This is a genomic window from Rathayibacter oskolensis (assembly GCF_900177245.1).
Classification (GTDB): domain Bacteria; phylum Actinomycetota; class Actinomycetes; order Actinomycetales; family Microbacteriaceae; genus Rathayibacter; species Rathayibacter oskolensis.
The window spans coordinates 925098-950356 of the sequence record NZ_FXBM01000001.1; the positions used below are offsets into that span (position 1 = coordinate 925098).

Consider the following 25259-nt stretch of genomic DNA (forward strand, 5'->3'; position numbering starts at 1 on the left):
AGCTCAGATGTCGTACTCCTCAGCAGGAACGGGGGAGTTCACGGCGGGCGTGGTCGCCGCCAGCGGGCCTCCGTCGAGCGTGGTGAGGTACTCCTCGAAGACCGGGGCCGGGTCGGTTCCCGTCGCGACCGCGTCGACGAGCGCCCGGCGCACGAGCGCCAGCACCACCGTGGCGAGGACGGCGGCCCGGGGGAACGACGCGGGGCCGAGGCCCATCCGCTCGGCGATGCTCGGTGTCAGCGCGGCCTCGCCGTCGTGGAGCGACTGGGCCCAGACCGCGCGCATCGCGGGCGTCTCGGTGAGCAGCGGGATGAGGCGGAGGGTGCGCTCGAGCTGCGGGCCCGAGGCGGCGGCGGCGAACGCCGCACCGAGCGCGGTGTTGAGCGGCTCGGAGGCGGGACGCGCGGTGAGAGCGCGACCCATCGCCGCGATCGCCGCGTAGAGGACGGGGCGGACGCAGTCCTCCTTGCTGCCGAGGTAGCGGTGGAAGGTGCGCACCGAGATCCCCGCGGCGTGCGCGAGGTCGATCGAGCTCACTCCCTTGGTCGTGCCCCGCTCGAGGAGGAGGCTCACGCACTTCTCGGAGAGCGCGAGCGCGATGGTCCCCTGCCGCTGCACGGTCGCGGCGCTCATGCGACGACCCCTGCGGTGGGACGCGCGAGCGCGGAGGCGAGGGCCGGCGCGAGGGTTCCCCGGCCGACGACCTCGATCGACTCCAGCCCCTGCCAGCTCGCGGCGTCGACGAGCAGAGCGGCGAGGCGCTCGGCGGTGTCGGGCGGCGCACCGGGTTCGAGCCAGGCCGCCTGCACGAGGAGCACCCCCCGCTGCCGGTCGCTCTTGAGGTCGACGCGCGCCGCGATGACGTCGTCGAGCAGCACGGGCAGCACGTAGTAGCCGTGCACGCGCTGCGCCGCCGGAGTGTAGATCTCGATCCGGTAGTGGAAGTCGAAGAAGAGCTCGGCCCTCGGGCGGTGCCAGACGACGGGGTCGAACGGCGAGAGGAGGGCGTCGGCGCGGAGCGACCGCGGTCGACGGGCGCCGGTGTGCAGCCACAGGGGCATCGGTCGCCCGGAGCGGTTCCAGCCGCGCACCTCGACGGGCTCGAGCTCGCCTGCGTCGACGAGGTCGTGGACGGCCGCGAGGGTCGGCGCCTGCAGGAGCCGGTGGTAGTCGGCCAGGTCGCCGAGGGTGCCGATGCCGTGGGCGAGGGCCGCGCGGCGCACGAGCTCGCGGGTCGCCTCCTCGGTCGAGACCTCGGCATCGAGCACCTCGCGGGGCAGCATCTGCTCGGCCAGGGCGTAGGACCGCTCGAAGCGCGTGCGCCCCGCCGTCACCACCTCGCCCCATCGGAACAGGACCTCGAGCCCGCGCTTCATGTCGGACCAGCCCCACCACGGGCCGGTGCGGGTGTTCGCCTCGTGCTCGATCTCGGAGGCGCGGAGGGGGCCGTCGGCGAGCGCCGCGCGCAACCACTCGAGCGTGGCGCGGTTCTCGGCCGCCCACCCCTCGTGCTCGGGGAGCCGCACCCGGCGGTAGTACTCCATCCGCCAGCGGTAGAGCGGCACGTCGGCGCGGCGGATGAGGGCGGCCTCGTGCGCCCAGTACTCGAGGTAGTGGCCCTTCGGGGTGAACGCGACCGCGTCGAGCAGACCCCGGTCGTAGGCGCCGAGGCGCGCGAAGACCGGCAGATAGTGGCTGCGCTCGAAGACGTTAACCGAATCGAGCTGCAGCGGGCGGATCCGATCGATCACTCCGAGGATCTGCCGCGTGCCGACCCGTGCCGGACGCGCGGTGCCGAAGCCCTGGGCGGCCAGGGCGATGCGTCGCGCGAGCGCGGGGGAGAGCTGCTCGGTCATGATGCGCTCCACGCTAGCGAACGGCTCCGACATCGGCGCCCCGCCTCGTCGCCGCTCCGCCGCCCGGTGTTGGCCGCCGGTTCATCCCCGCGTCTCCGCCGCGTCGCGGGCCGCTCCTACGGTGCGACGCGGCGGCCCGTCGGGCCCGCCCACCCGACTCCTGGAGGACCCTTGAAGATCCAGCGCATCTCGCGCCTCGGTGCGATCGCCGCGGCGACCACCGCCCTCGCCCTCACGCTCTCCGCCTGCTCCGGCGACGCCGACGCCGGCGGCACCTCCGACGGCTCGTCGGACGTCGACGCCGCCACCGCGACCTCCGCCGAGGACTTCGGCGGCTTCGACGCCCTGGTCGAGGCCGCGAAGGCCGAGGGCGAGCTCAACGTCATCGCGCTGCCCGACAACTGGGCGAACTACGGCGAGCTCATCGCCGGCTTCGAGGACGAGTACGGCATCACCGTCAACTCGGCCGACCCCGACGTCTCCTCGGCCGAGGAGATCAGCACGGCGCAGAACCTCGCCGGGCAGGACACCGCCCCCGACGTCTTCGATCTCGGCGCGGCCGTCGCCCTCGCCAACACCGACCTGTTCGCGCCCTACCAGGTCGAGACCTGGGCCGACATCCCGGACGAGAACAAGGAGGAGACCGGCCTCTGGGTCAACGACTACACCGGCCTGATGTCGATCGGCTACGACGCCGACGCCGTGCCCGAGCCGGCCTCGCTCGACGACCTGCTCGGAGCCGACTACCGCGGCTCCGTCGCGATCAACGGCGACCCCACCCAGGCCGGTGCCGCTGCTGCCGCCGTGCAGCTTGCCGCCGTGCAGTCGGGCGGTTCGGCCGACGACATCCAGCCCGGCATCGACTTCTTCGCCGAGCTCAACGACGCCGGCAACTTCCTCCCGCTCGACCCGACCGACGCGACGATCGCCTCCGGCGAGACTCCCGTCGTCTTCGACTGGAGCTACAACAACCTCGCCGCCGCGAAGGCGAACGAGGGCACGCGCGAGTGGACGACCACGGTCCTCTCGGGGACCGCGATCGGCAGCTACTACAACCAGGCCGTGAACGCCGACGCGCCGCACCCCGCGGCCGCGCGCCTCTGGCAGGAGTACCTCTACTCCGACGCCGCTCAGAACCTCTACCTCGCCGCGGGGGCGTACCCCGTGCGCCTGGCGGCGATGGTCGAGGCCGGCACGGTCGACCAGGAGGCGCTCGACGCCGTCGGCGAGGCGCCGGCCGACCTCGTCCAGTTCACCTCCGAGCAGACCGAGGCGGCCTCGGCCCTGCTCGCCGAGAAGTGGGCAGCGGCGATCCAGTGACGTCCGCCTCCGTCCGCGCCGTCCCCGGGGCCTCTGCGCCCCGGGGTCGGCGCGGCCTCCCCGAGAGTCTCGGAGTCGTCCCGTTCGCGGTCTACGTGCTGCTGTTCCTGGCGGTGCCGACCGCTCTCGCCGTCGGCACCGGCTTCGTGGACGGCGACGGCGCACCGACCCTCGCGAACGTCGCCGCGCTCGGCGACCCGGTGGTCCTCTCGGCGTTCGGCGCCTCGCTCGGCCTCTCGGCGTTCACGGCCGTCGTCGGCGCGATCCTCGGAGCCGTGGTCTGCCTCGCCCTCCTCGGCGCCGACCCGCGCGGTCCGCTCCGCACGGTCGTCGATGCGGCAGCGAGCGTCCTCGCGCAGTTCGGAGGCGTCATGCTCGCCTTCGCCTTCATCGCCACGATCGGCGTCCAGGGTCTGGTCACGAGCCTCCTCGCCGGCGCCGGAGTCGACCTCTACGCCGACGGCGTCTGGCTCTACCAGGTGCCCGGCCTCGTCCTGCCCTACCTCTACTTCCAGGTGCCGCTGATGGTGCTGACCTTCCTGCCCGCTCTCGAGGGTCTGCGACCCGAGTGGGCCGAGGCGAACGCCGTGCTCGGAGGCGGTGCACCGAGCTACTGGTGGCGCGTCGCCGTCCCCGTTCTCGCGCCGTCCTTCCTCGGCTCCGTGCTGCTGCTGTTCGCGAACGCCTTCTCGTCGTTCGCGACCGCGGCGGCGCTGATCAGCCAGGGCGCCCAGATCGTGCCCCTGCAGATCCGCGGTGCTCTGGTCAGCGAGACCGTGCTGGGTCGCGAGAACATGGCCGGCGCGCTCGCGCTGGGGATGCTGGTCGTCATGATCGTCCTGATGTCCGGATACGCGCTGCTCCAGCGGCGGGCGAGGCGGTGGCAGCGATGAGCCGGCGGCTCCTGTCCCGCGTGGTCCTGATCGTCACCGGGATCGTCTTCGCGATCCCGCTGATCGCGATGGCCGAGTTCACCCTCCGCGGTGCGGGCGGCTACGACCTCTCGCACTGGACCGCGATCCTCGACCCCGAGAACGAGCGCGGCTACCGCTCCCTCTTCCAGGGCATCGGCAACTCCCTGATCCTCGCGGTGGTCACTGCGCTGATCGTGCTCGTCCTGCTGGTGCCGACGATGCTCCTGGTCGAGATCCGCCTGCCGCGGCTGCGCCGTCCGCTCGAGCTGATCTGCCTGCTGCCGCTGACGGTCCCCGCCATCGTGCTGGTCGTGGGGCTGGCCCCGGTCTACTCCGTGGTCACCCGCCTCGTCGGCTCCGCGCCCTGGACGCTCGCCCTCGCCTACGGCGTGCTCGTGCTGCCCTACGCCTACCGCGCGATCGCCGCCGACCTCGCGGGGCTCGACGCCGTCACGCTGTCGGAGGCGGCCCGCTCGCTCGGCGCCGGCTGGTTCGGCGTGCTGACGCGCGTCCTGCTCCCGAACCTGCGGAGGGGGCTCGTCGCGGCCGCGCTGATCACGGTCGCGGTGGTGCTCGGCGAGTACACCATCGCCTCCCTGCTCAGCCGCACCACGCTGCAGACCGGCCTCGTCCAGGTGTCGAAGTCCGACGCCTACGTCGCCGTGATCTTCTCGCTGCTCTCCCTCCTCTTCGCGTTCGCCCTGCTGCTCGGGATCGGCCGCCTCGCGCGGATCGGCCTGCCGCTGGGCGACCGCGCCACCTCGAAAGGCTCCTCGTGACCGCGCTGCCCTCTCCCTCGACGCCGGGAGCGCGCGTGCGCTTCGTCGACGTCGCCCGGCACTACGGCTCCGCCCGCGCCCTCGACGGCGTCTCGTTCGACGTCGCGCCGGGCGAGTTCGTCGCGCTCCTCGGCCCGTCCGGATGCGGCAAGACCACCGCGCTTCGGGCGCTCAGCGGACTCGAGCGGATCGACTCCGGCCGCATCCTCGTCGACGAGGACGACGTCGCCGACGTCCCCGTGGCCCGCCGCGACATGGGGATGGTCTTCCAGTCGTACTCGCTGTTCCCGCACCTGCGCGCCCGCGAGAACGTCGAGTTCGGCCTCCGCACGCGCGGGATCGCCGCCCGAGAGCGTCGCGTCCTCGCCCAGGAGTCGCTCGACCTGGTCGGGCTCGGCGCCCTCGGCGACCGCTACGCCCACCAGCTCTCCGGAGGCCAGCAGCAGCGGGTCGCCCTCGCCCGCGCCCTGGTCACCCGGCCGCGGGTCCTGCTCCTCGACGAGCCGCTGTCGGCGCTCGACGCCAAGGTGCGCGTGCAGCTGCGCGACGAGATCCGCCGCATCCAGACCGAGATCGGCATCACGACGTTCTTCGTGACCCACGACCAGGAGGAGGCGCTCGCCGTCGCCGACCGCGTCGCCGTCATGAACGCCGGCCGCATCGAGCAGCTCGGGGCGCCGGAGGACCTGTACGCGCGGCCCTCGACCCCGTTCGTCGCGCACTTCGTCGGGCTCTCGAACGCCGTGGCCGGTGTCGTCTCGGGAGGCGAGGTCGCCGTCCTCGGGTCACGGCTGCCGCTGGTGGATCCCTCCGTCGCCGAGGGTGCCGTCTCGGCGTTCCTCCGGCCGGAGGACATCGACATCGTGACCGAGAGCACCGCCGGCGCCCTCCCGGCCGTCGTGCTCTCCTCCAGCTTCCTCGGGCCGGTCCGCCGTTCGACGGTGCGCACCGACCAGGGCGAGGAGCTCGTCGTCCAGCACACGGCGGGTCAGCGCCTCGAGGCGGGCGAGCGCGTCGGACTCTCGCTGGCGCTGCGCCCGGTCGCGGTCCGGTCCGCGTCGTGAGCGCACCGATTCCTCCCGCGGAATGCACCGGGGATTAGTCTGAGCAGATGAGACTGGGCAGGTTTCGCCGCACCTCCGGCTCGCGCGCCGTCGACCGCCCCACGCCGGCGATCACGACCCCCACCGCCCCGACTCCGCCCCCCTCGACTCCCGACTCCGCGCTCGTCAGCGACGGGATGCGCATCGCCGGGGCGTGGGCCTGGCGAGTGCTCGTCGTGGCCGCCGCGCTCGCCGTCCTGGGCCTGCTGGTGATCGAGCTGCGGCTGATCGTCATCCCGCTGCTGCTCGCGATCGTCATCGCGGCGCTCCTCGTGCCGTTCTCGAACTTCCTGCAGCGGCACCGCTGGCCGAAGTGGGCGGCGATCGTGCTGTCGGAGCTCGGCATCGTCGTCGTCATCGGCGGGCTGCTCTTCCTGGTCGTCACACAGGTGTACGCGGGCTTCGACGACCTCAGCCGGCAGACCGTCGAGTCGTACGACGACCTCAAGGCGTGGCTGCTCGAGGGGCCGCTGCACCTGACAGAGGGCGACATCAACGAGTACGCCCAGCAGGCGCTGTCCGCCCTGCAGCAGGACTCCGGGATGCTGGTCAGCGGGGCGCTCAGCGTCGGCTCGACCGTCGGGCACGTGCTGACGGGGGTGCTGCTCACCCTGTTCTCGACGCTCTTCATCCTCATCGACGGGCCGAACATCTGGCGCTGGGTGGTCCGGCTGTTCCCGCGCCGCGCCCGCGCCGCGGTCGACGGCGCCGGGCGTGCGGGCTGGGTCACGCTGACCAACTTCGTCAAGGTGCAGATCCTGGTCGCCTTCGTCGACGCGGTGGGCATCGGGCTGGGGTCGTTCTTCCTCGGCGTGCCGCTCGCCATCCCGATCGGCGTGCTGGTGTTCCTGGGCTCGTTCGTGCCGGTCATCGGCGCGGTCGTCACGGGGGCGCTCGCCGTCTTCATCGCGCTCGTCTACAACGGACCGCTGATCGCGCTGATCCTCCTCATCGTCGTCCTCGCCGTGCAGCAGCTCGAGGGGCACATCCTCCAGCCGCTGATCATGGGCTCGGCCGTCAAGGTGCATCCGCTGGCCGTCGTCCTGGCCGTCGCCGGAGGCTCCATCGTCGCCGGCATCCCCGGAGCGTTCTTCGCGGTGCCGTTCGTCGCGACCCTCAACGTCATGGTCAACTACGTCGCGAGCGGTGCCTGGCGCTCGCCGACCCGAACCCCCGAGAAAGTTGCCGAAGAGCATGCAGACTAGCCGCGTCGTCGGTCCCACCCTCCGTGAGTTCGAGGCGGCCCGAACCGTCATCGCGCCGGTCATCGCCTCGACCCCGATGGAGACGAGCAACTTCCTCGCCGAGGTCCTCGGCTCGCCGGTGTTCCTCAAGTGCGAGAACCTGCAGCGGACGGGGTCGTACAAGATCCGCGGAGCCGTCTTCCGCCTCTCCCGGCTGTCGGAGGAGGAGCGCGCCCGCGGAGTCGTCGCCGCCTCCGCCGGCAACCACGCGCAGGGAGTCGCCTTCGCCGCCCGCGAGCTCGGCATCAGGGCGACCATCTTCATGCCGATCGGCGTCGCCCTGCCCAAGCTCTCGGCCACCCGCGACTACGGGGCCGAGGTCGTGCTGAGCGGCCACATCTTCAACGAGGCACTCGCGGCGGCGGCCGAGTTCGCCGAGCGCACCGGGGCGGTCTTCGTGCCGCCCTACGACCACCCCGACGTCATCACCGGCCAGGGCACGATCGGTCTCGAGATCCTCGAGGAGGCGGAGGGCGTCGAGACGATCGTCGTCCCGATCGGCGGCGGCGGCCTGATCGCAGGCGTCGCGTCGGCCGCGAAGCAGAAGGCGGCAGAGGAGGGGCGCACGCTCCGGGTCATCGGCGTGCAGGCCGCCAACGCGGCCCCCTACCCGCTGTCGCTCGCCAGTGGCGAGCCGACCGCGATCACGATCACTCCGACGATCGCCGACGGCATCGCCGTGGCCAAGCCCGGACTGCTGAACTTCGAGATCATCCGCGAGCTCGTCGACGAGGTCGTGACCGTCGAGGACGACGACATCGCCCGCGCCCTGCTGGTCCTGCTCGAGCGCGCGAAGCTCGTGGTCGAGCCGGCCGGAGCCGTCGGCATCGCCGCGATCCTGACCGGGAAGATCCGCGACGCGGGTCGCACCGCGGTGATCCTCTCCGGCGGCAACATCGACCCGTTGATGATGGAGCGGGTGATCAGCCGCGGCCTCGCCGCCTCCGAGCGCTACCTCAAGATGAGCATCGGCCTGCCCGACCGCCCCGGGCAGCTCGCCCGCATCGCCGAGCTGATCTCGGAGGCGAACGCGAACGTCGTCGAGGTGCTGCACACCCGCCACGGCCGCGGCCTGCAGATCAGCGAGGTCGAGCTCGAGATCAGCGTCGAGACGCGCGGACCCGAGCACGCGGAGCGCGTCCTGCAGGTCCTGACCGAGGCCGGCTACGACCCCCGCATCTCGAACGCCTGATCGCCCGCCGCCTCTGAGCGACCGACGTCCCTCCGGGCTCCTGCTGACGCCGCCGGTCCGAGGGACGGGGACGCGCGGAACCCTGCTGGTCGAGCAGCCGCCGGAGGCGGCGTCTCGAGACCGACCCCGCTACGGGCGTCGGCCCGCGATCAGTGGCCGTTCCAGGTCTCGACGTTGGTGACCTTGACGGTGATCTCGCGGCCCGTGGGAGCGGTGAAGCTCGTCGCGTCGCCGACGGCCAGGCCCATGATCGCCGAGCCCAGCGGGCTCTGCGGGCTGTAGACGTCGAGGTCGCTCTCGCCCGCCATCTCGCGGTTGCCGAGGAGGAAGCGCGACTCGTCGCCCGCGATCTCGGCGGTGATGATGGTGCCCGCCTCCACGACTCCGTGGCTCTCGGGCGGGGTGCCGATCTCGGCCTCGCGCAGCAGAGCGGTGAGCTGGCGGATGCGCGCCTCGATCTTGCCCTGCTCGTCCTTCGCGGCGTGGTAGCCGCCGTTCTCCTTGAGGTCTCCCTCTTCGCGGGCGACCTCGATGCGCTTCGCGATCTCCTCGCGTCCGGCGGTGGACAGCTCGGTGAGCTCCGCCTGGAGGCGGTCGTACGACTCCTGGGTCATCCAGGTGACCTGAGGCTGGTCTGCCACGGTGGGCTCCTCACATGACGGCCGCGTTCGCGTCGTCCGACGACGCCTGAGCGCATCCGCGCCCGGCGGCCGTGTCGGCCGAAGTCCGGCGGCGGTGGAAAAGACAAGGCCCCGACGAGTCCGTCAGGGCACCCGGCAACCCTACGGGAGCCAGCAGGAGGAGATCAAACCTGTGGTCGCGAGCTCCGTGGTCCGCACGGTCTCGGTGGAGGAGCGGAAGCGCTCGGTCGACGCCGGGTACTCCACCACGAGCCAGCCCACGACGGCCGACTGCTCGTTGAGCGCCTGGACGGCGCAGGCGACCTCGGTGCCGGTCGGCGCGGTCAGATCGAACGACACCTCGACGGTGCGGTCGTCGACGACGACGTGCGCCGTGTCCTGCACATCGACACCGTCGCGTGCGCCGTCGAGCCCGGCCCAGACCACCCACGCGGCGAACACGGCGACGAAGGCGACCGCCACCCCGCCGAAGAGCCAGCGGTTGGCCTGCCGGGTGCGTCGCGTGCGTCCGTAGCGGGAGGCGAGCGGGCCGGCGGCGCGGACCTCGTCCGGGTCGAGAATCGCGGAGTCGCTCGACTCGGCGCTCTCGGACGTGCGGGCGGCCACGGAACTCCCCGGGTGGTGCGTCTACTCTGGATGGACGACGCCGGGCTCTCATCGAGCCGCCGTCGATCCCATTAAACCCCGAGGAATCGAGCGATCGTGTCCCAGGCCGCCGAGGTCTCCGTCGATTCGGAGGTGCGGGACGCCCCGCGCCTCCTCGCCGTGCACGCCCATCCCGACGACGAGTCCAGCAAGGGCGCGGCCACGCTGGCCGCCTACGCCGATCGCGGCGCCGAGGTCATGGTCGTCTCGTGCACCGGAGGCGAGGCCGGCTCGGTCCTGAACGAGGGGCTCGCGGCCCGCGCCCACGCCGAGCGCGACATCGGGGGGCTCCGCCGCCTCGAGATGGCCGCGGCCCAGGAGGTGCTCGGCATCGAGCACACCTGGCTCGGCTTCGTCGACTCGGGGATGCCCGAGGAGGGGCCCGTCCCGTCCGCGTCCTTCGCCGGGCTGCCGCTGCGCATCGCGGCCGCGCCGCTCGTGCGCCTCGTGCGCCGGTTCCGACCGCACGTCATCATCAGCTACGACGAGAACGGCGGGTACCCGCACCCGGATCACATCCGGGCGCATCAGGTCGCGGTCGAGGCGTTCCGCGCGGCGGGGGAGGCCGACGAGTACCCGGATCTCGGCGCGCCGTGGAGCGTCTCGAAGCTCTACTACGACCGCGTCTTCAGCGGCCAGAAGCTCCGCGCGATCGCCGAGCACCTGCGCTCGCTCGACCCCGAGGACCCGCGACTGGCGACCTTCGAGGAGATGAAGCGCTGGGGCGAGGAGACGCCGTTCCTCGCGACGACGCAGATCGTGATCTCGGGCTACCACGACCGCCGCGATGCCGCCCTGCGTGCCCACGCGAGCCAGGTGGCGCCCGACAACGCCTTCTTCTTCCTCCCGCACGAGGCGATCGACGCGGCCTGGCCGACCGACGACTTCCAGCTCGTCGAGAGCCGGGTCGATGCCCCGACCCCCGAGACCGACCTCTTCGCCGGAGTCGACCTCGGCTCCCACAGGAACGAGACGACCGCATGATCGCCGCAGCCCTCTCCTCCGGAGTCGACGCCGCCACGCTCGCGTTCGTGCGCGCCGCGTCGGCGACCCCGGTCCCGACCAGCGGACCCGAGTTCAACGAGGACACGGTGACGCCCGGCATCTTCGGCTTCGTCACGATGCTCGTCATCGCCCTCGCGGCCGTCCTCCTGGCGGTCGACATGGTGCGGCGCGTCCGCCGGAACACCTACCGCGCGCAGGTGGCGGAGCGGCTCGACGCCGAGGAGCAGGAGCGCGCGAGCGACTCCGCCGAGCGCTGACCGCTCCGACCCGCTCGGTTCTCAGTCGGCGTTGTAGGCCGGGTCGATGCACACGAGCAGCGCCGCCGTCCAGTGGCAGAGGAACGCCACCGCGGTGAGCGCGTGGAAGATCTCGTGGAAGCCGAAGACCCCGGGGACGGGATTGGGCCGCTTGAAGCCGTAGACCACGGCGCCGACCGTGTAGCAGAGGCCGCCGACCAGGACGAGGATCATCATCGCCGCGCTCGCCTCGAACAGCGGGCCCAGGTACATCACCGCCGCCCAGCCGAGGAGCAGGTAGAGCGGCACGTAGAGCCAGCGCGGCGCCGAGATCCAGAACACGCGGAAGCCGATGCCCAGCAGCGCGCCCGCCCAGACCAGCGCGAGCAGCAGCCAGCCCTGCGACGGCGGCAGGGCGAGCGCGGCGAGCGGCGTGTAGGTGCCCGCGATGAGCAGGAAGATGTTGGCGTGGTCGAACCGCTTCAGGATCACCTTCGTCCGCGGCGACCAGTCGACGCGGTGGTAGAGCGCGGAGACGCCGAAAAGCAGCAGGGACGTCGTCGTGAAGACCGCGGCCGCCCACTTCGCCGTCGTGCCGTCGGCGACGCCGATCAGCACGACTCCGGCCACGGCGGCCAGCGGGAAGAGCCCGGCGTGGATCCAGCCGCGCCAGCTGGGCTTGCCCTCGACCGAGGAGGCGTGATCGATCTCGTCGTCGACGAGCGGCAGATTCGGCAGCTCGGGGCCGGCCGCGTCGTCCTCCGCCACCGCGAGATCGGCGTCGCGCGACGTCGACCCCTCTGCCGGATCGGGGGAGGGGGGCGTCGAGCTCATACGGCACAGGATACGACCTGAGCCTCTCGGGGAACCGGGCCGCGGGTGCGCGCCCGCCCCGTAGCCGCGGCCCTGTTCCCCGTGGCCCTGTTACCGTTGACACCGTGCCGAAGTCGAGACTGCCTGTGGGGAGGGACCTCCTCTACGGCGTCTACAAGAAGCGCCTGCGGTCGAGCTTCGCTCCCGGGACCCTGCCGAACCACGTCGCGATGATCATCGACGGCAACCGGCGCTGGGCGCGTCAGCGCGCTCTCGAGACCGCGGCCCACGGCCACCGTGCGGGTGCTGCGAAGGTGCACGAGTTCCTGCAGTGGTGCGACGAGCTCGGCATCCGGCACGTCACCCTCTACCTCCTCTCGCAGGACAATCTCGTGGGGCGCGAGACCTCCGAGCTCACCGAGCTGATCGCGATCATCGCCGACCTCGCCGAGGAGGTCTCGCAGCAGCCGAACTGGCGGGTTCAGCACGTCGGCTCCGACGACGGTCTGCCCGCCTCCCTCATCGCCGCCCTCGACAGCGCGGAGGAGCGCACGGCCGCGCACACCGGGCTGCACGTGAACCTGGCCGTCGGCTACGGCGGCAGGCACGAGATCGCCCAGGCGGTCAGGAGCATCCTCGACGAGCACGGCAAGCGCGGCTCGTCGATCGAGGACGTCGCCGAGCTGCTGACGCCCGAGCTCATCGGCGAGCACCTCTACACGAGCGGACAGCCCGATCCGGATCTGGTGATCCGCACCTCCGGCGAGCAGCGCCTGTCGGACTTCATGCTCTGGCAGAGCGCGCACAGCGAGTTCTACTTCATGGAGGCGCTCGGACCCGACATCCGCGAGGTCGACTTCCTCCGGGCCCTGCGCGACTACGCCGGGCGTCACCGCCGCTTCGGCAGCTGAACCCGCGGCCCCGCCGCACCGACCGGAAGGGCCGGCATGAGCTCGAACGACCTCGATCTGGACGCGTTCCTCGCGACGTTCGACGAGGAGGCGGGATACCTCGACTTCGCGCGGGTGGGTCCGATCTCGGCGACCGCCCTGGCCGAGCAGGACGCCGCCTCCGAGCTGCTCTCGCGGGTGCGCAGCGGCACTCTCGACGAGCTGTTCCGCCAGGACGCGCGGGTGCGCGCCGCCGTCGCGGCCCTCACGCGGTTCCCTGCCGATCAGGTCGTGTTCCAGCCGAACACGTCGTCGGGCCTGATGCAGGCCCTGTTCGGGCTCTCGGGCGCGGTCCTGCTCTCACCGGGCGAGTTCCCGAGCCTCCCGTTCGCAGCAGTGCGCGCGGGCGAGGTGCGCGGGGAGACCACTCCGGTGTGGCTCCGCGGAGAACCCGGGCGCGTCACGCCCGGCGGCGTCCGTGCCCAGCTGGCGGACGACGTGACGGCCGTCGCGCTCAGCCTCGTCGACTCGCGGACCGGTCACGTCGCCGACGTCGAGGGGATCCGCGACGTGATCGGCGATCGCCTCCTGATCCTCGATGCGATCCAGGGCTTCGGAGTGGTGGACGCACCCTACGAGCTGGCCGACGTCGTCGTGTCGGGCGGCCAGAAGTGGGCGCGGGCCGGGTGGGGGACGGGGTTCCTCGCCCTGAGCGAGCGCGCACTGGCGCGGCTCACCCCCGCCCTCTCGGGGTGGACCGGCACCGGGACGCCCGAGCCCTGGGACCACGTGGCGGCGCCGGCCTCCGATGCCCGCGCGTTCAGCGTCACGAATCCCGATCCGATCGCCCAGGCGCGCTTCGCCGGCGCGCTCGAGGACGTCCTGGCGGTCGGCGTGCCGACGATCGCCGAGCGGATGGCGGACAGGGTCGACGCGATCATCGACCTCGCGGACGAGTTCGGCCTCGCCGTCGTGGGCTCGCGCGACGAGAAGGACCGGGCGGGCATCGTGGTCGTCGAGCCCGCTCCCGAGGAGCTCGGGCCGCTGTCAGCGGCACTCGAGGCGCACGCTGTCACCGCACGGATCCGGCCGAGCACCGTGCGCTTCAGTGCGCACGCGAGCACCGACGACGAGACCCTCGCGATGCTGCGCGCCGCGCTCACCTCCGCGGCGACCGTCGTCGAGTACTGAGCCCGGCGCCTCCGGAGGTTCTGCCGATCGCCGTTCACATACTGGTTACACGTTCGTAGCGCAAGAAAGCACACGGCTGTCATTCGCGGGGTTAGGTTCAAGACATCAGGTACAGCGCCTGGTCGAGACGGCCACACAAGTACGGCTCGATATCGCGCAGACCACCGAAGGGAACTGCGCGGTGCGGACACGCACCCAAGGGGCCGGCTCGCAGCGTGAGCCGGGGGCCTCGGCCCCCGGGATGTGGAGAGTCGACGTGACAGTTCCCCAGGGCATGGATCCGCACACCGCAGCGCAGAGCGGCGTCCACCGCCGCGCGCAGCACGGTGCGTCGGATCCGACCGATCAGCTCCAACGCACCTACGTCCTCGACACCTCGGTGCTGCTGTCGGATCCCTCCTCGATGTTCCGCTTCGCGGAGCACGCCGTCGTCCTGCCGGTCGTCGTGATCAGCGAGCTCGAGGGCAAGCGCAACGACCCCGAGATCGGGTACTTCGCGCGCCAGGCCCTCCGCAATCTCGACGAGCTGCGGGTGCAGCACGAGAGGCTCGACTTCCCGATCGCGGTGGGCCGCGGCGGGACGCTCCGAGTGGAGCTCAACCACTCCAACATGTCGGTGCTCCCGAGCGGCCTGCAGCTCGGCGACAACGACGCCCGGATCCTCGCCGTCGCGATGAACCTGCAGAGCGAGGGCGCTCTGGTGACCGTCGTGTCGAAGGACATGCCGATGCGCGTGAAGGCCGCCTCCATCGGTCTCGCCGCCGAGGAGTACCTCGCCGAGCTCGCACCGGAATCGGGCTGGACGGGGATGGACGACATCACCCTCGCCGGCGATGCGATGAGCGAGCTCTACGACCGCGAGCGGCTCTTCACCGACGAGGTCGCGAGCATCCCGATCAACACGGGGCTCGTCGTGCACTCCGACCGCGGCTCCGCCCTCGCGCGGGTGACGGGCAAGCGCCAGATCACGCTGGTCCGCGGCGACCGCGACGTGTTCGGGCTGCACGGCCGCTCGGCCGAGCAGCGCCTCGCCATCGATCTGCTGCTCGATCAGGAGGTGGGCATCGTCTCGCTCGGCGGCCGCGCCGGCACCGGCAAGTCGGCGCTCGCGCTCTGCGCGGGCCTGGAGGCGGTGCTCGAGAAGCGCCAGCACAAGAAGATCATGGTCTTCCGCCCGCTGTACGCGGTCGGCGGACAGGATCTGGGCTTCCTGCCCGGCGACGCCGCCGAGAAGATGAACCCCTGGGCGCAGGCGGTGTTCGACACCCTCGGCGCGCTCGTCTCGCAGAACGTGCTCGACGAGGTGATCGAGCGCGGGATGCTCGAGGTCCTGCCGCTCACCCACATCCGCGGCCGATCGCTGCACGACGCGTTCGTGATCGTCGACGAGGCGCAGTCGCTCGAGCGGAACGTGCTGCTGACCGTCCTCTCGCGGGTCGGGCAGAACTCACGGGTGGTGCTGACCCACGACGTCGCCCAGCGCGACAACCTGCGGGTCGGCCGGCACGACGGCGTCGCCTCCGTGATCGAGACGCTGAAGGGGCACCCGCTGTTCGCGCACGTCACCCTCACCCGCTCCGAGCGCTCGGCGATCGCCGCGCTCGTCACCGAGATGCTGGAGTCGAACGAGCTGGCCTAGCGCCCGCCCGAGCCGATCTCGGGCTCGCCGCAGCGCGTCCGGCTCGTGGAATCCGTGGATTCCTGCGAGCCGGACGCGTTTCTGCGTGCCGGAGTCCCTCGAGGACCGGGCGGCGTACCGTGGGACGGTGACCATCCTCGATGACGCGCTCCTCGAGCGCTTCCGACTCCGTGCGGCCGACTACGACGAGCGCAACGCCTTCTTCGCGGAGGACCTCGACGAGCTGCGCGCGATCGGCTACCTCGAGATGTTCGTCCCGGCGGATCTCGGAGGGCCCGGTCTGGGGCTCGAGCACGTCGCCGCGGAGCACACCCGGCTGGCGACCGCCGCCCCGGCGACGGCGCTGGCCGTCACCATGCACCTGGTCTGGACGGGGGTCGCGCGCGTCCTCCGGGAGCGGGGCGACGACTCGCTGACGCACGTGCTGCGCGACGCCGCCGCGGGTCACGTCTTCGCGTTCGGGAACAGCGAGGCGGGCAACGACCTCGTCCTCTCCGACTCCCTGACCCGCGCCGAGCCGCTCCCCGGGGGCGGCTACCGCTTCACCGGCACCAAGATCTTCACCTCGCTCTCACCCGCCTGGACGAGACTCGGCGTCTTCGGCCGCGACGACAGCGGCCCCGAGCCCCGCCTGGTGCACGGCTTCGTCGACCGCGAGTCACCGGAGTCGTCCGTGCCCGGTCTCACGGTGCGCGACGACTGGGACATGCTCGGGATGCGGGCGACGCAGAGCCGCACGACGGTGCTCGACGGTGTCGAGGTGCCCGCCGATCGGATGATCCGCTCGCTGCCCGTCGGCCCCTCCGCCGACCCTCTCGTCTTCGCGATCTTCGCGGACTTCGAGCTGCTGATCGCCTCGGTCTACCTCGGCATCGCGCAGCGGGCCCTCGCCCTCGCGGTCGAGGCCGCTCGTCGTCGCACGTCGCTCCGTGCGGGGGGACGACCGCTGTCCGAGGATCCGGACATCCGGTGGCGCATCGCCGACGCGGCGATCCTCCTCGACGGCCTCGAGGCGCCGCTGCGCACCGCCGCCGCCGATGTGGACGGGCTCGTCGACCGCGGAGCCCGCTGGTTCCCCTCTCTGGTCGGGGTGAAGATCCGCACCACGGAGGCGGCGCTGCGCATCGTGGAGAGCGCCGTGCGCGCCTCCGGCGGGTCGGCGTACTCCCGCCGATCGGAGCTGTCACGGCTGTACCGCGATGTCCTCGCGGGCCTCTTCCACCCCTCCGACGACGAGTCGGCGCACGCGACCTTCGCGAACGCCTGGCTGGGCCCGGTCCCGCCGCGGGAGTGAGGCCCGTCCGCGCCTGTGGACAACTCCCGCGGGGTCGGGCGCGGTCGGCCTAGGGTCGGCGGATGCGTCAGCCCCTGCCCGATGTCGTCGCGGTCGTGCTCGGAGGCGTCGCGTTCGTCGCCGTGGCGCTGCTGCGCGGCTCGGGGACCGCGGCGCTGGTCGTGGGCGCGGTGTCGGTGCCGCTCGTCCTCTCCGACGTGCGGCAGCGGCTGCTCCCGAACGCGCTGACCGTGCCGGTCGTGCTGGCGGGTGCCGCGGAGGCGATCACCTCGGGCGGGGGCGCGGTACCCGCGGTTCTGGCGACGGCGGTCGTGCTCGGTGCGCTGCACCTCGTCGGTGGCCTCGGGATGGGGGATGTGAAGCTCGGCATCGGTCTGGCGTTCCCCCTCGCCGACGCCGGTCCCCTCGAGGTGCTCGCGGCTCCCGCGCTGGCGTTCCTGCTCGGCGGGCTCTGGGCGCTTCCCCTCGTGCTGAGCGGCGACCGGGCGCGGATCCCGTTCGGCCCGTTCCAGCTGGCGGCGTTCTGGATCGTCCTCTCGGTGCCGTGAACCTGCGGCGCACCCGTTCCTCCGGCCGGGGTCGCGGGTGTAGACCGTGTGCGGAGGCGGGACACCGCCGGAGGGGAGGGCCGTCACGAGCGATCACACGACCTGCGTGGTCGTCGGGGGAGGACCGGCGGGCCTCGTGCTGGCCCTGCTGCTCGCCCGGGCCGGGGTGGAGGTGACGGTGCTCGAGAAGCACGCCGACTTCCTCCGCGACTTCCGCGGCGACACGGTGCATCCGACGACGCTCGGTCTGCTCGAGGACCTCGGCCTCCTCGACCGGTTCGACGCGCTCGCGCACTCCCGGATCGAGCGGGTGAGCGTGCCCGCCGGCGACGGGTCGGAGGTGGCCTTCGCCGACTTCTCGAGGCTGCCGGTCCGGCATCCCTACATCGCGATGGTGCCGCAGTGGGATCTGCTCGATCTCCTCGCCGACGCCGCTGCGGCGGAGAAGACCTTCACCCTCCTCCGCGAGCACGAGGTGACGGGGGTCGTCCGCGCGGGCGGTCGCGTCACGGGCGTGGACTTCACGTCGCCAGCGGGTCCCGGGCGACTCACCGCCGACCTGACGGTGGCGTGCGACGGCCGGTGGTCGACGGTGCGACGCGGAGTCGGGCTCGAGGCGCGGGAGTCCGCCGTCGGCTTCGACGTCTGGTGGTACCGGATCGCGACCCGGCGCGACGTGGGCGAGTCGCTGCTCCCGCGCCTCACGGCGGGGCGCGCGGTGATCGCGATCCCGCGCACCGGCTACCTGCAGGTCGCGCGGCTGGGTCTCAAGGGGACCGACGCTGCGCTGCGGGCCCGCGGCATCGACGCGTTCCGTGCGGAGGCTGCGGGCATGCTCCCCGAGGTCGCCGGCGACGTGCACGGGATCGCCTCGATGGACGAGGTGAAGCATCTCGACGTCCGCCTCGACCGGCTCCGCCGCTGGCACGCGCGCGGCGTCCTGTGCATCGGCGACGCCGCGCACGCGATGTCACCCGTCGGAGGCGTCGGCATCAACCTGGCGGTCCAGGACGCGGTCGCCACCGCGCGGCTGCTCGCGGGCCCGCTCCGACGCGGGGTGTTCACAGGGGGAGGCGGTGAGGACCTCCTCGAGCGCGTCCAGCGCAGGCGCGCCCTGCCCGCGGCGCTGATCCAGCTGCTGCAGCGGGTGCTGCACGCCCGCCTGATCATGCCCGCGCTGAGCGGGCGCCTCTCGGGCCCGCCCCGCGCGCTCGTCGCGGCGCTGCGGCTGGTGCCGGCCCTCGCGGTGCTCCCCGCCCTCCTGGTCGGCGTCGGCCCCCGCCCGGAGCGTGCTCCCGCCTGGTCGCGCCGCGACCCCGCGGCTCCCGACGACGCCGACTGAGCACCCGAGAGACGGGGCTCGACACGCCGCTGCGTGGCTACTCGACCAGCAGGCAGGCGGGAGGAAGACAGCCACCTCCGTAGACCCCCGGTCCCCGGACCGCCCGCCCCGCCGGAGGCGAACCGGCGAAACGCGTCCCAGCGTTTCGGCGTAGCCGAACGCACCCCGCTCTCCGGTCCGCAACCATCCACCCCGCCGACCGCGGTCGGGTCTGCGCCGGCGCAGACCCGACGAAACAGCACAGCACGGAACCGCTCAGCCCGGGTGCGTCATCCGCATGACGTCGAGGGCGACATCGAGCTGCTCCTCCGTCACCTCGCCGCGCTCGACGAAGCCGAGGTCGACGACCGACTCGCGCACCGTGATGCCCTTGGCGACCGAGTTCTTGGCGACCTTGGCGGCGGCTTCGTAGCCGATGACCTTGTTGAGCGGCGTGACGATCGACGGAGACGACTCCGCGAGGGCCCTGGCCCGCTCGATGTTCGCCTCGAGCCCGTCGATCGTCTTGTCGGCGAGAAGCGTCGACGAGGTCGACAGCAGCCGGATCGACTCGAGCAGCGCGGTGCCCATGACCGGGATCGCGACGTTCAGCTCGAACGCTCCGGAGGCTCCGGCCCAGGCGATGGTCGCGTCGTTGCCGATCACGCGGGCGCAGACCATCAGCACCGCCTCGGGGATCACCGGGTTGACCTTGCCGGGCATGATGGAGGACCCGGGCTGCAGGTCGGGGATGTGCAGCTCGCCGAGACCGGTGTTGGGGCCGGAGCCCATCCAGCGGAGGTCGTTGTTGATCTTGGTGAGGCTGACCGCGAGCACGCGCAGCGCTCCCGAGGCCTCGACGAGGGAGTCGCGGGCGCCCTGAGCCTCGAAGTGGTTGCGGGCCTCGGTCACCGGGAGCCCGGTCTCGTCGGCGAGGCGGGCGATCACCTTCTGCGGGAACCCGGCGGGGGTGTTGATGCCCGTGCCGACGGCGGTGCCGCCGAGGGGCACCTCGGCGACGCGCGGGAGGGCGGAGCGGACGCGCTCGATGCCGAGCCGGATCTGCGCGGCGTAGCCGCCGAACTCCTGGCCGAGGGTCACGGGCGTGGCGTCCATCAGGTGGGTGCGGCCCGACTTGACGACCTCCGACCACAGGTCGGCCTTGGTCTCGAGAGCCTCGGCGAGGTGCTCGAGCGAGGGGATCAGGCTCTCGATCAGGGCGCCGGTGACGGCGACGTGCACCGAGGTGGGGAACACGTCGTTCGAGGACTGGGAGGCGTTGACGTGGTCGTTCGGATGCACTGCACGGCCGAGCGCGGTGGTCGCGAGAGTGCTGAGCACCTCGTTCATGTTCATGTTCGACGAGGTGCCCGAGCCGGTCTGGTAGACGTCGATCGGGAAGTGCTCGTCGTAGCCGCCCGCGACGACGAGGTCGGCGGCGTCGGCGATGGAGCGGGCGATCTCGGCATCGAGGACCCCCAGCTCGGCGTTGACGAGCGCTGCCGCCTTCTTGATGCGGGCGAGTGCCGCGATCTGCGCCGGCTCGAGGCCGGCTCCCGAGATCGGGAAGTTCTCGACCGCTCGCTGCGTCTGCGCGGCGTAGAGCGCGTCGCGCGGGACGCGCACCTCGCCCATCGTGTCGTGCTCGATGCGGAAATCGGAATCGGTCGGGGAGTGATCCACCACGCTGTGTTCGTCCTTGTCTCTGTGTCGTCGTCTGTCGTGTCGTCGTGCGTCGTGCCGTCGTCTGTCGTGCCGGCGGCGGGGAGTGCTGTCTAGTGGAGGGGGGCGGGGCTCGGCGTCGACGACTCCTCGTCGGACGCGTCGGCCGATGCCACGCTCTGGAGCGGGCTGTGCGTGCGCTCGTGCTCGGAGCGGTAGGGGCTCAGCTGCGGAGGGTCGATGCCGAGGATCACGTCCGACATCACCGTGCCGTCCGACAGGCGGTAGTTCGCGCCGACGACGGCGAGCTCGCCCGTCGCGACGGCGTCCGCGATGAGAGGGGAGCGCTGGAGCAGTTCGGCGACGGTGTCGCGCAGGTGCTCGCGACCCACCGCGAGCGCATCGGTCGACGAGGGATCCACGAGGACCCGCCCGTCGGGCTGCTGCCCGACGATGCGCCGCACCGCGGGGATGATCGGCTCGATCAGGTGCTCGATGTGCGGCGGGAGCCGCTCGGCTCCCGGGGCCTGCGACTGGATGGCCGCCTTCACCGCGCCGCACTCGTCGTGCCCCAGCACGAGGATCAGCTTCACGCCGAGGACGGCGACCCCGTACTCGAGCGAGCCGATGATCGAGTCGGCGATCACCTGCCCGGCGTTGCGGACGACGAAGAGATCGCCGAGCCCGAGGTCGAAGATGATCTCGGCGGCGAGGCGGGAGTCGCTGCAGCCGAAGAGGGCGGCGAGGGGCTTCTGCTCGGCGGCGAGCTCGGCCCGGCGCTCGACGTCCTGACGGGGATGCCGCGGCTCGCCGGCGACGAAGCGCTGGTTGCCGCGGAGCATCTCCTTCCAGACCCAGGCCGGTGGGCGGGACTCGCGGGGAACGGGGATCGTCTGCGGCGCCTCCGGATCGGGGGTGCTCAGGTCGTGGCTCATCGGGACTCCTCCTGGCCGATCTGGGGGGCGATCGCGTCGACGACCTCGAGGATCTCCTCCACCGGGGCCGTGCCGTAGACGAGGTAGGTGCTGACCCCGTCCGTCGTCTCGAGAGCGTACGGGGTGTTCCCCGTGTCCGCACCGGAGTCGCGCCGGTCGTACACGGTCCACTCCCGGCCGTCGATCTGCTCGACTCCGGTCGCTCCGACGCGATCGAGCTGCGAGGCGACCCAGTCCTCGTCGGCGTCGAAGCCCTGGCTGAGGCCGATGTAGCCGTTCTTCGGCGTGAGCAGGCCGACGTACCAGAAGTCGACCCCGTCGTCGGTGCGTACCTCGGCGGCGTTCGCCGACCAGCCCTCGGGCAGATCGGGGACGGCGAGCGTCTGCTCCTCACCGGGCTGGAGCTGGGAGGCGACGGCCGCGACGTCGACGGGCGGACGCTCCGTGCCGTCGCCGCGGGGGACGATCAGCACGATCAGGGCGACCACGCCCACCGTCGCGAGCAGGGAGAAGACGAGGTTGTTGACGGTCTTGCGCTGGCGGTAGAGGCGCGAGTTCTCGGCCTTGCGGGCGGCCATCTCGGCCGGGGTCTCCGGTCGTCCGAGCTCGGCGACGACGCGGGGCGGCTTGCTGCGGCTCATCCGGCGCTCGATCCGCCGGAGCGGGCGGCGTCGAGGCGCGCGCGAGCACCGATGAGCCACTCCTCGCAGCGTGCGGCGAGCGCCTCGCCGCGCTCCCAGAGGGCGAGCGAGCGCTCGAGGGTGGAGCTGCCCTGCTCGAGCTCCGAGACGACGCGGACCAGCTCGTCCCTGGCCTGCTCGTAGCTCAGCTCGGACACGCTCGGGCCGGGGGCGGCGGAGTCGGTGCGCTCCGCGGAGGGGGAGTCGGTGCGGGCGTCGGCCATGGGGGAGATCCTATCGATCGGTGCTGAGGGGGAGCCCGGCTGCGCGGTCAGCCGCGTCCGGCCGGATCGGCCGCGGGACCCTCGGACCGGGCCGAGACGGCGCCCGCCGCGAGGGTCAGCACGAGCGCTTCTCCGGCGGTCGCGTCGTCGGGTGTCCGGACCACGTGACCGCTCGCGTTCTGCACGATGGCGTAGCCGCGGTCGAGGGTGTGCTGCGGGGAGAGGGCGCGCAGGTGGCCGTGCAGGCGCTCGACCTCGAGGTGGGCGCGCTCGATCCTCCGCTCGACGAGCTCGGCACCGCGAGCGACCCAGCGGGTGAGCTCCTCCGCGTGACGATCGACGAGGACGCGCGGCTGGGCCAGCACCGGCCGCGAGCGCAGCTGCGACAGGCGGTCGACCTCGTGCGAGACCAGCCCGCTGACACGGGTGGTCATCCGGAGCCTCGCCTGCTGCACGCGCAGGAGCTCGTCGGAGACGTCGGGGACGATGCGCTTCGCGGCGTCGGTCGGCGTGGACGCGCGGAGGTCGGCGACGTCGTCGAGCAGCGGCCGGTCGGCCTCGTGCCCGATCGCGCTGACCACGGGGGTCGAGCAGGCCGCCACCGCGCGGATCAGCCTCTCGTTGCTGAAGCCGAGGAGGTTCTGGAAGTCGCCGCCCCCGCGGGCGATCACGATCACGTCGATGCTCTCGTCGGACTCGAGCGCTCGCAGGGCGGCGAGCACCTCCGGGACGGTGCGCTCGCCCTGGACGGCGGCGTGGACGACTCGGAAGCGGACCGCCGGCCAGCGCAGCTGGGCGTTCCGCAGCACGTCCTTCTCGGCGTCGGAGTCCTTCGCGGTGATCAGACCGACGCCGTGGGGGAGGAAGGGGAGCGGCTTCTTGCGGCTCCGCTCGAAGAGTCCCTCCGACGCGAGCTGGCGCCGGAGCCGCTCCAGCTTCTCGAGCAGGTCGCCCAGACCCACGTGCCGCATCTCGAACACCTGCATCGAGAGCGTGCCGCCCTTGACCCAGTAGTTGGGCTTCACGAGCGCGATGACGCGATCGCCCTGAGCGAGATCGACCGGGAGCCGGGAGCGCACGGAGGACCACACCGTGAATCCGACGGTCGCCTCGCCCGAGAGGTCCTTCAGCTTGCCGTAGACGTTGCCGCCCGAGACGCCCCACTGCGTGATCTCGCCCTCGACCCAGGCCGTGCCCAGGCGCTCGATCCAGCCCTTGATCTTGCTCGCGAGCAGAGCGACCGGCCACGGAGCATCGGCGGTGGGAGGGGCGTCTGTCATCGGTGCCTTCGGTGCGGGCGGGCGGGGGGAGCGGGAGGGCGGTGCCGCGACGACCACGGTACGGGATGCCTCCGACACCGCGACGGCCCCCGCACAGGATGCAGCACGTAGAATCGTGAGGTGAGTGAAGCCCTGATCAGTCTGCCCATGCCGCGCATGCCCCGCGCTTCGGGGCGTCTGCGCGACGTTCCCGTCGACGGACCCAAGCGCGTCCTCCTCGCCGCTCCTCGCGGCTACTGCGCCGGCGTCGACCGCGCGGTGGTGGCCGTCGAGAAGGCCATCGAGCACTACGGCGCCCCGGTCTACGTCCGCAAGCAGATCGTGCACAACGTCCACGTCGTCTCGACGCTCGAGAGCCAGGGTGCGATCTTCGTCGACGAGGTCGACGAGGTCCCGGAGGGGTCGCACATCGTCTTCAGCGCGCACGGCGTCTCGCCCGCCGTGGTGCAGGGCGCGGCCGACCGCGGACTCCAGGCCATCGATGCGACCTGCCCCCTGGTCACGAAGGTGCACCGCGAGGCCGTCCGCTTCGCTCGCGACGACTTCGAGATCCTCCTCATCGGCCACGAGGGCCACGAAGAGGTCGAGGGCACCGCAGGCGAGGCGCCCGATCACGTCACCCTCGTCGGCAGCCCCGACGATGTGCCGAACATCCAGGTGAAGGACCCCGACAAGGTGGTCTGGCTCTCGCAGACCACTCTCTCGGTCGACGAGACGATGGAGACGGTGCGCCGCCTCCGCGAGCGCTTCCCGAACCTGCAGGACCCGCCGAGCGACGACATCTGCTATGCCACGCAGAACCGCCAGGTGGCGATCAAGAAGGTCGCCGCGGGCGCCGAGCTCGTGATCGTCGTCGGCTCCGCGAACTCGTCCAACTCGGTCCGCCTCGTCGAGGTCGCGCTCGAGTACGGCGCGAAGGCGGCCTACAGGATCGACTACGCGAGCGAGATCAAGCAGGAGTGGCTCGACGGCATCCGCACCGTCGGCGTCACCAGCGGCGCCTCCGTGCCCGAGGTGCTCGTGCGCGAGGTGCTCGACGATCTCGCCGCCGCCGGCTACGGCGACGTCGAAGAGGTCAAGACGGCCGAGGAGGACCTGATGTTCTCGCTCCCCAAGGAGCTCCGGAAGGACGTCGCAGGCAAGCGCGACGCGCGCGCCGTCGGCGGTCGCATCAGCGCCGCGAGCTGACACCGCCACTCGTACGAACGAGGCCGCCCTCCCTCCGGAGCGGCGGCCTCGTTCGTATCGGTGCTCGTTCCGAGCGGTGGCGGGTCAGACGCCCTGACCGGTCGCCCCCTGCGTCGACATCCGCGAGACGTACTCGGCGAAGGTCGGATCGCCGAGGATCGCGATCGCGGCGACGATCATCGAGAGCACGACGGTCGCGGCGATCCCCACGACCGGCACGAGCACGGCGCGCTTGCCGGCGCGCAGCCGGCGGATCGAGATCCACACGGCGAAGGCGACGGTCAGCGACTGCGCCAGCGCGATGACGACTCCGAGCGCGCGAGCGAGCTCGGGGGAGGCATACGTGCCGATGCCCTGACTCGTGTACAGCTGCTCGAGGGTGGTCGCGAAGCTCGAGGGGTCGAGCAGGGTCGGCACGGCGAAGAACACGCCGAGCGCGAGGAGCACGATGGTGAGCAGCCGATCGACGGGGTGGGCGACGCCCGGGGCGGCCGGCTGCGAGGCGGGCCGCGGGTCGGTGTCGGAGCCGCGCGGATCCGGGACCACGACGGCGTCCTCCGGAGGCTGCCACGACCAGCCGGGCGGCGCGTACTCGCCGTACTGCGGCTTCGGGCGCTCGGCGCGGCCCGGCTGGTCGTGTGCGTTCGTCACGGAGCGGT

Annotated in this window: 25 protein-coding genes and 1 pseudogene; 15 read left to right on the forward strand and 11 right to left on the reverse strand. The window is 72.1% G+C overall.

Annotation, left to right across the window (positions count from 1 at the left end; translation table 11 throughout):
- Positions 1-3: 3 nt before the first annotated feature.
- Positions 4-633, reverse strand: coding sequence for a TetR/AcrR family transcriptional regulator (locus B9Y99_RS04585; RefSeq protein WP_085475376.1), 630 nt, complete (start codon positions 631-633; stop codon positions 4-6).
- Positions 630-1856: a winged helix-turn-helix domain-containing protein gene (locus tag B9Y99_RS04590; RefSeq protein ID WP_085476241.1), complete on the reverse strand. Its 1227-nt coding sequence runs from the start codon at positions 1854-1856 to the stop codon at positions 630-632. The genes B9Y99_RS04585 and B9Y99_RS04590 overlap by 4 nt, the downstream gene beginning before the upstream one ends.
- Positions 1857-2033: 177 nt before the next feature.
- Here B9Y99_RS04590 and B9Y99_RS04595 point away from each other — a divergent pair, with 177 nt between their 5' ends.
- The 6 genes from B9Y99_RS04595 to ilvA are packed head-to-tail and all read left to right on the forward strand — an operon-like array spanning position 2034 to position 8408.
- Positions 2034-3176 carry an ABC transporter substrate-binding protein gene (locus B9Y99_RS04595; RefSeq protein ID WP_085476242.1) on the forward strand — a complete coding sequence of 381 codons (1143 nt, stop codon included), beginning with the start codon at positions 2034-2036 and terminating at the stop codon, positions 3174-3176.
- Positions 3173-4069, forward strand: a complete 897-nt coding sequence (locus B9Y99_RS04600) for an ABC transporter permease (protein ID WP_085475377.1) — start codon at positions 3173-3175, stop codon at positions 4067-4069. The genes B9Y99_RS04595 and B9Y99_RS04600 overlap by 4 nt, the downstream gene beginning before the upstream one ends.
- Positions 4066-4869, forward strand: a complete 804-nt coding sequence (locus tag B9Y99_RS04605) for an ABC transporter permease (RefSeq protein WP_085476243.1) — start codon at positions 4066-4068, stop codon at positions 4867-4869. The genes B9Y99_RS04600 and B9Y99_RS04605 overlap by 4 nt, the downstream gene beginning before the upstream one ends.
- On the forward strand, positions 4866-5933 hold the full coding sequence (locus B9Y99_RS04610) for an ABC transporter ATP-binding protein (protein ID WP_085475378.1): 1068 nt from the start codon (positions 4866-4868) through the stop codon (positions 5931-5933). Before B9Y99_RS04605 ends, B9Y99_RS04610 begins: the two co-directional genes overlap by 4 nt.
- A gap of 47 nt (positions 5934-5980) precedes the next feature.
- A complete protein-coding gene (locus B9Y99_RS04615; RefSeq protein WP_085475379.1) occupies positions 5981-7177 on the forward strand; it encodes an AI-2E family transporter in 1197 nt (398 codons plus the stop codon).
- Complete coding sequence (ilvA, locus tag B9Y99_RS04620; protein WP_085475380.1) at positions 7167-8408, forward strand: threonine ammonia-lyase; 1242 nt, start codon at positions 7167-7169, stop codon at positions 8406-8408. The genes B9Y99_RS04615 and ilvA overlap by 11 nt, the downstream gene beginning before the upstream one ends.
- Before the next feature lie 149 nt (positions 8409-8557).
- On the opposite strand, the gene greA is transcribed toward ilvA, so the two are convergent.
- Both greA and B9Y99_RS04630 read right to left on the reverse strand, forming a co-directional pair.
- Positions 8558-9049, reverse strand: coding sequence for a transcription elongation factor GreA (gene greA, locus B9Y99_RS04625; RefSeq protein ID WP_085475381.1), 492 nt, complete (start codon positions 9047-9049; stop codon positions 8558-8560).
- Between the two features lie 141 nt (positions 9050-9190).
- Positions 9191-9655, reverse strand: coding sequence for a DUF4307 domain-containing protein (locus tag B9Y99_RS04630; protein WP_244274768.1), 465 nt, complete (start codon positions 9653-9655; stop codon positions 9191-9193).
- 96 nt (positions 9656-9751) lie between these two features.
- Between B9Y99_RS04630 and mca the strand changes: the two genes are divergently transcribed.
- A complete protein-coding gene (gene mca, locus B9Y99_RS04635; RefSeq protein ID WP_244274769.1) occupies positions 9752-10678 on the forward strand; it encodes a mycothiol conjugate amidase Mca in 927 nt (308 codons plus the stop codon).
- Complete coding sequence (locus tag B9Y99_RS04640; RefSeq protein ID WP_085475382.1) at positions 10675-10956, forward strand: hypothetical protein; 282 nt, start codon at positions 10675-10677, stop codon at positions 10954-10956. Before mca ends, B9Y99_RS04640 begins: the two co-directional genes overlap by 4 nt.
- 21 nt (positions 10957-10977) lie before the next feature.
- On the opposite strand, the gene trhA is transcribed toward B9Y99_RS04640, so the two are convergent.
- On the reverse strand, positions 10978-11769 hold the full coding sequence (gene trhA, locus B9Y99_RS04645; protein WP_085475383.1) for a PAQR family membrane homeostasis protein TrhA: 792 nt from the start codon (positions 11767-11769) through the stop codon (positions 10978-10980).
- A gap of 104 nt (positions 11770-11873) precedes the next feature.
- Between trhA and B9Y99_RS04650 the strand changes: the two genes are divergently transcribed.
- The 6 genes from B9Y99_RS04650 to B9Y99_RS04675 all read left to right on the forward strand — a co-directional run bounded on the left by B9Y99_RS04650 (position 11874) and on the right by B9Y99_RS04675 (position 18652).
- The gene (locus tag B9Y99_RS04650; RefSeq protein ID WP_085475384.1) at positions 11874-12659 is read left to right on the forward strand and encodes an isoprenyl transferase; all 786 of its coding nucleotides are present in this window, start codon (positions 11874-11876) and stop codon (positions 12657-12659) included.
- A 36-nt stretch (positions 12660-12695) separates the two neighbouring features.
- Positions 12696-13829 (forward strand): aminotransferase class V-fold PLP-dependent enzyme, encoded by a 1134-nt coding sequence (locus tag B9Y99_RS04655; protein WP_085475385.1) that lies wholly within the window; start codon positions 12696-12698, stop codon positions 13827-13829.
- Positions 13830-14103: 274 nt separating this feature from the next.
- Entirely contained in the window at positions 14104-15468 is a 1365-nt protein-coding gene (gene phoH2, locus B9Y99_RS04660) for an RNA 5'-3' helicase PhoH2 (RefSeq protein ID WP_085475386.1), read from the forward strand.
- A gap of 127 nt (positions 15469-15595) precedes the next feature.
- The gene (locus B9Y99_RS04665; RefSeq protein ID WP_085476246.1) at positions 15596-16762 is read left to right on the forward strand and encodes an acyl-CoA dehydrogenase family protein; all 1167 of its coding nucleotides are present in this window, start codon (positions 15596-15598) and stop codon (positions 16760-16762) included.
- Positions 16763-16824: 62 nt separating this feature from the next.
- Positions 16825-17310 carry a prepilin peptidase gene (locus B9Y99_RS04670; protein ID WP_085475387.1) on the forward strand — a complete coding sequence of 162 codons (486 nt, stop codon included), beginning with the start codon at positions 16825-16827 and terminating at the stop codon, positions 17308-17310.
- A 106-nt stretch (positions 17311-17416) separates the two neighbouring features.
- The gene (locus B9Y99_RS04675) at positions 17417-18652 is read left to right on the forward strand and encodes an FAD-dependent oxidoreductase (protein ID WP_244274770.1); all 1236 of its coding nucleotides are present in this window, start codon (positions 17417-17419) and stop codon (positions 18650-18652) included.
- 255 nt (positions 18653-18907) lie between these two features.
- On the opposite strand, the gene B9Y99_RS04680 is transcribed toward B9Y99_RS04675, so the two are convergent.
- The 5 genes and pseudogenes from B9Y99_RS04680 to xseA all read right to left on the reverse strand — a co-directional run bounded on the left by B9Y99_RS04680 (position 18908) and on the right by xseA (position 23412).
- Positions 18908-20317 carry a class II fumarate hydratase gene (locus tag B9Y99_RS04680; RefSeq protein WP_085475389.1) on the reverse strand — a complete coding sequence of 470 codons (1410 nt, stop codon included), beginning with the start codon at positions 20315-20317 and terminating at the stop codon, positions 18908-18910.
- A gap of 212 nt (positions 20318-20529) precedes the next feature.
- Positions 20530-21135, reverse strand: a pseudogene (locus tag B9Y99_RS04685) (carbonic anhydrase); the annotation flags it as partial.
- 89 nt (positions 21136-21224) lie between these two features.
- Positions 21225-21869: a DUF4245 domain-containing protein gene (locus B9Y99_RS04690; protein WP_085475390.1), complete on the reverse strand. Its 645-nt coding sequence runs from the start codon at positions 21867-21869 to the stop codon at positions 21225-21227.
- Positions 21866-22132 carry an exodeoxyribonuclease VII small subunit gene (locus B9Y99_RS04695; RefSeq protein ID WP_244274771.1) on the reverse strand — a complete coding sequence of 89 codons (267 nt, stop codon included), beginning with the start codon at positions 22130-22132 and terminating at the stop codon, positions 21866-21868. Before B9Y99_RS04695 ends, B9Y99_RS04690 begins: the two co-directional genes overlap by 4 nt.
- A gap of 47 nt (positions 22133-22179) precedes the next feature.
- The gene (xseA, locus tag B9Y99_RS04700) at positions 22180-23412 is read right to left on the reverse strand and encodes an exodeoxyribonuclease VII large subunit (protein ID WP_085475391.1); all 1233 of its coding nucleotides are present in this window, start codon (positions 23410-23412) and stop codon (positions 22180-22182) included.
- Positions 23413-23559: 147 nt separating this feature from the next.
- Between xseA and B9Y99_RS04705 the strand changes: the two genes are divergently transcribed.
- The gene (locus B9Y99_RS04705) at positions 23560-24600 is read left to right on the forward strand and encodes a 4-hydroxy-3-methylbut-2-enyl diphosphate reductase (protein ID WP_085475392.1); all 1041 of its coding nucleotides are present in this window, start codon (positions 23560-23562) and stop codon (positions 24598-24600) included.
- Between the two features lie 84 nt (positions 24601-24684).
- On the opposite strand, the gene B9Y99_RS04710 is transcribed toward B9Y99_RS04705, so the two are convergent.
- Positions 24685-25251 carry a DUF6264 family protein gene (locus tag B9Y99_RS04710; protein WP_085475393.1) on the reverse strand — a complete coding sequence of 189 codons (567 nt, stop codon included), beginning with the start codon at positions 25249-25251 and terminating at the stop codon, positions 24685-24687.
- Between the last annotated feature and the right edge of the window lie 8 nt (positions 25252-25259).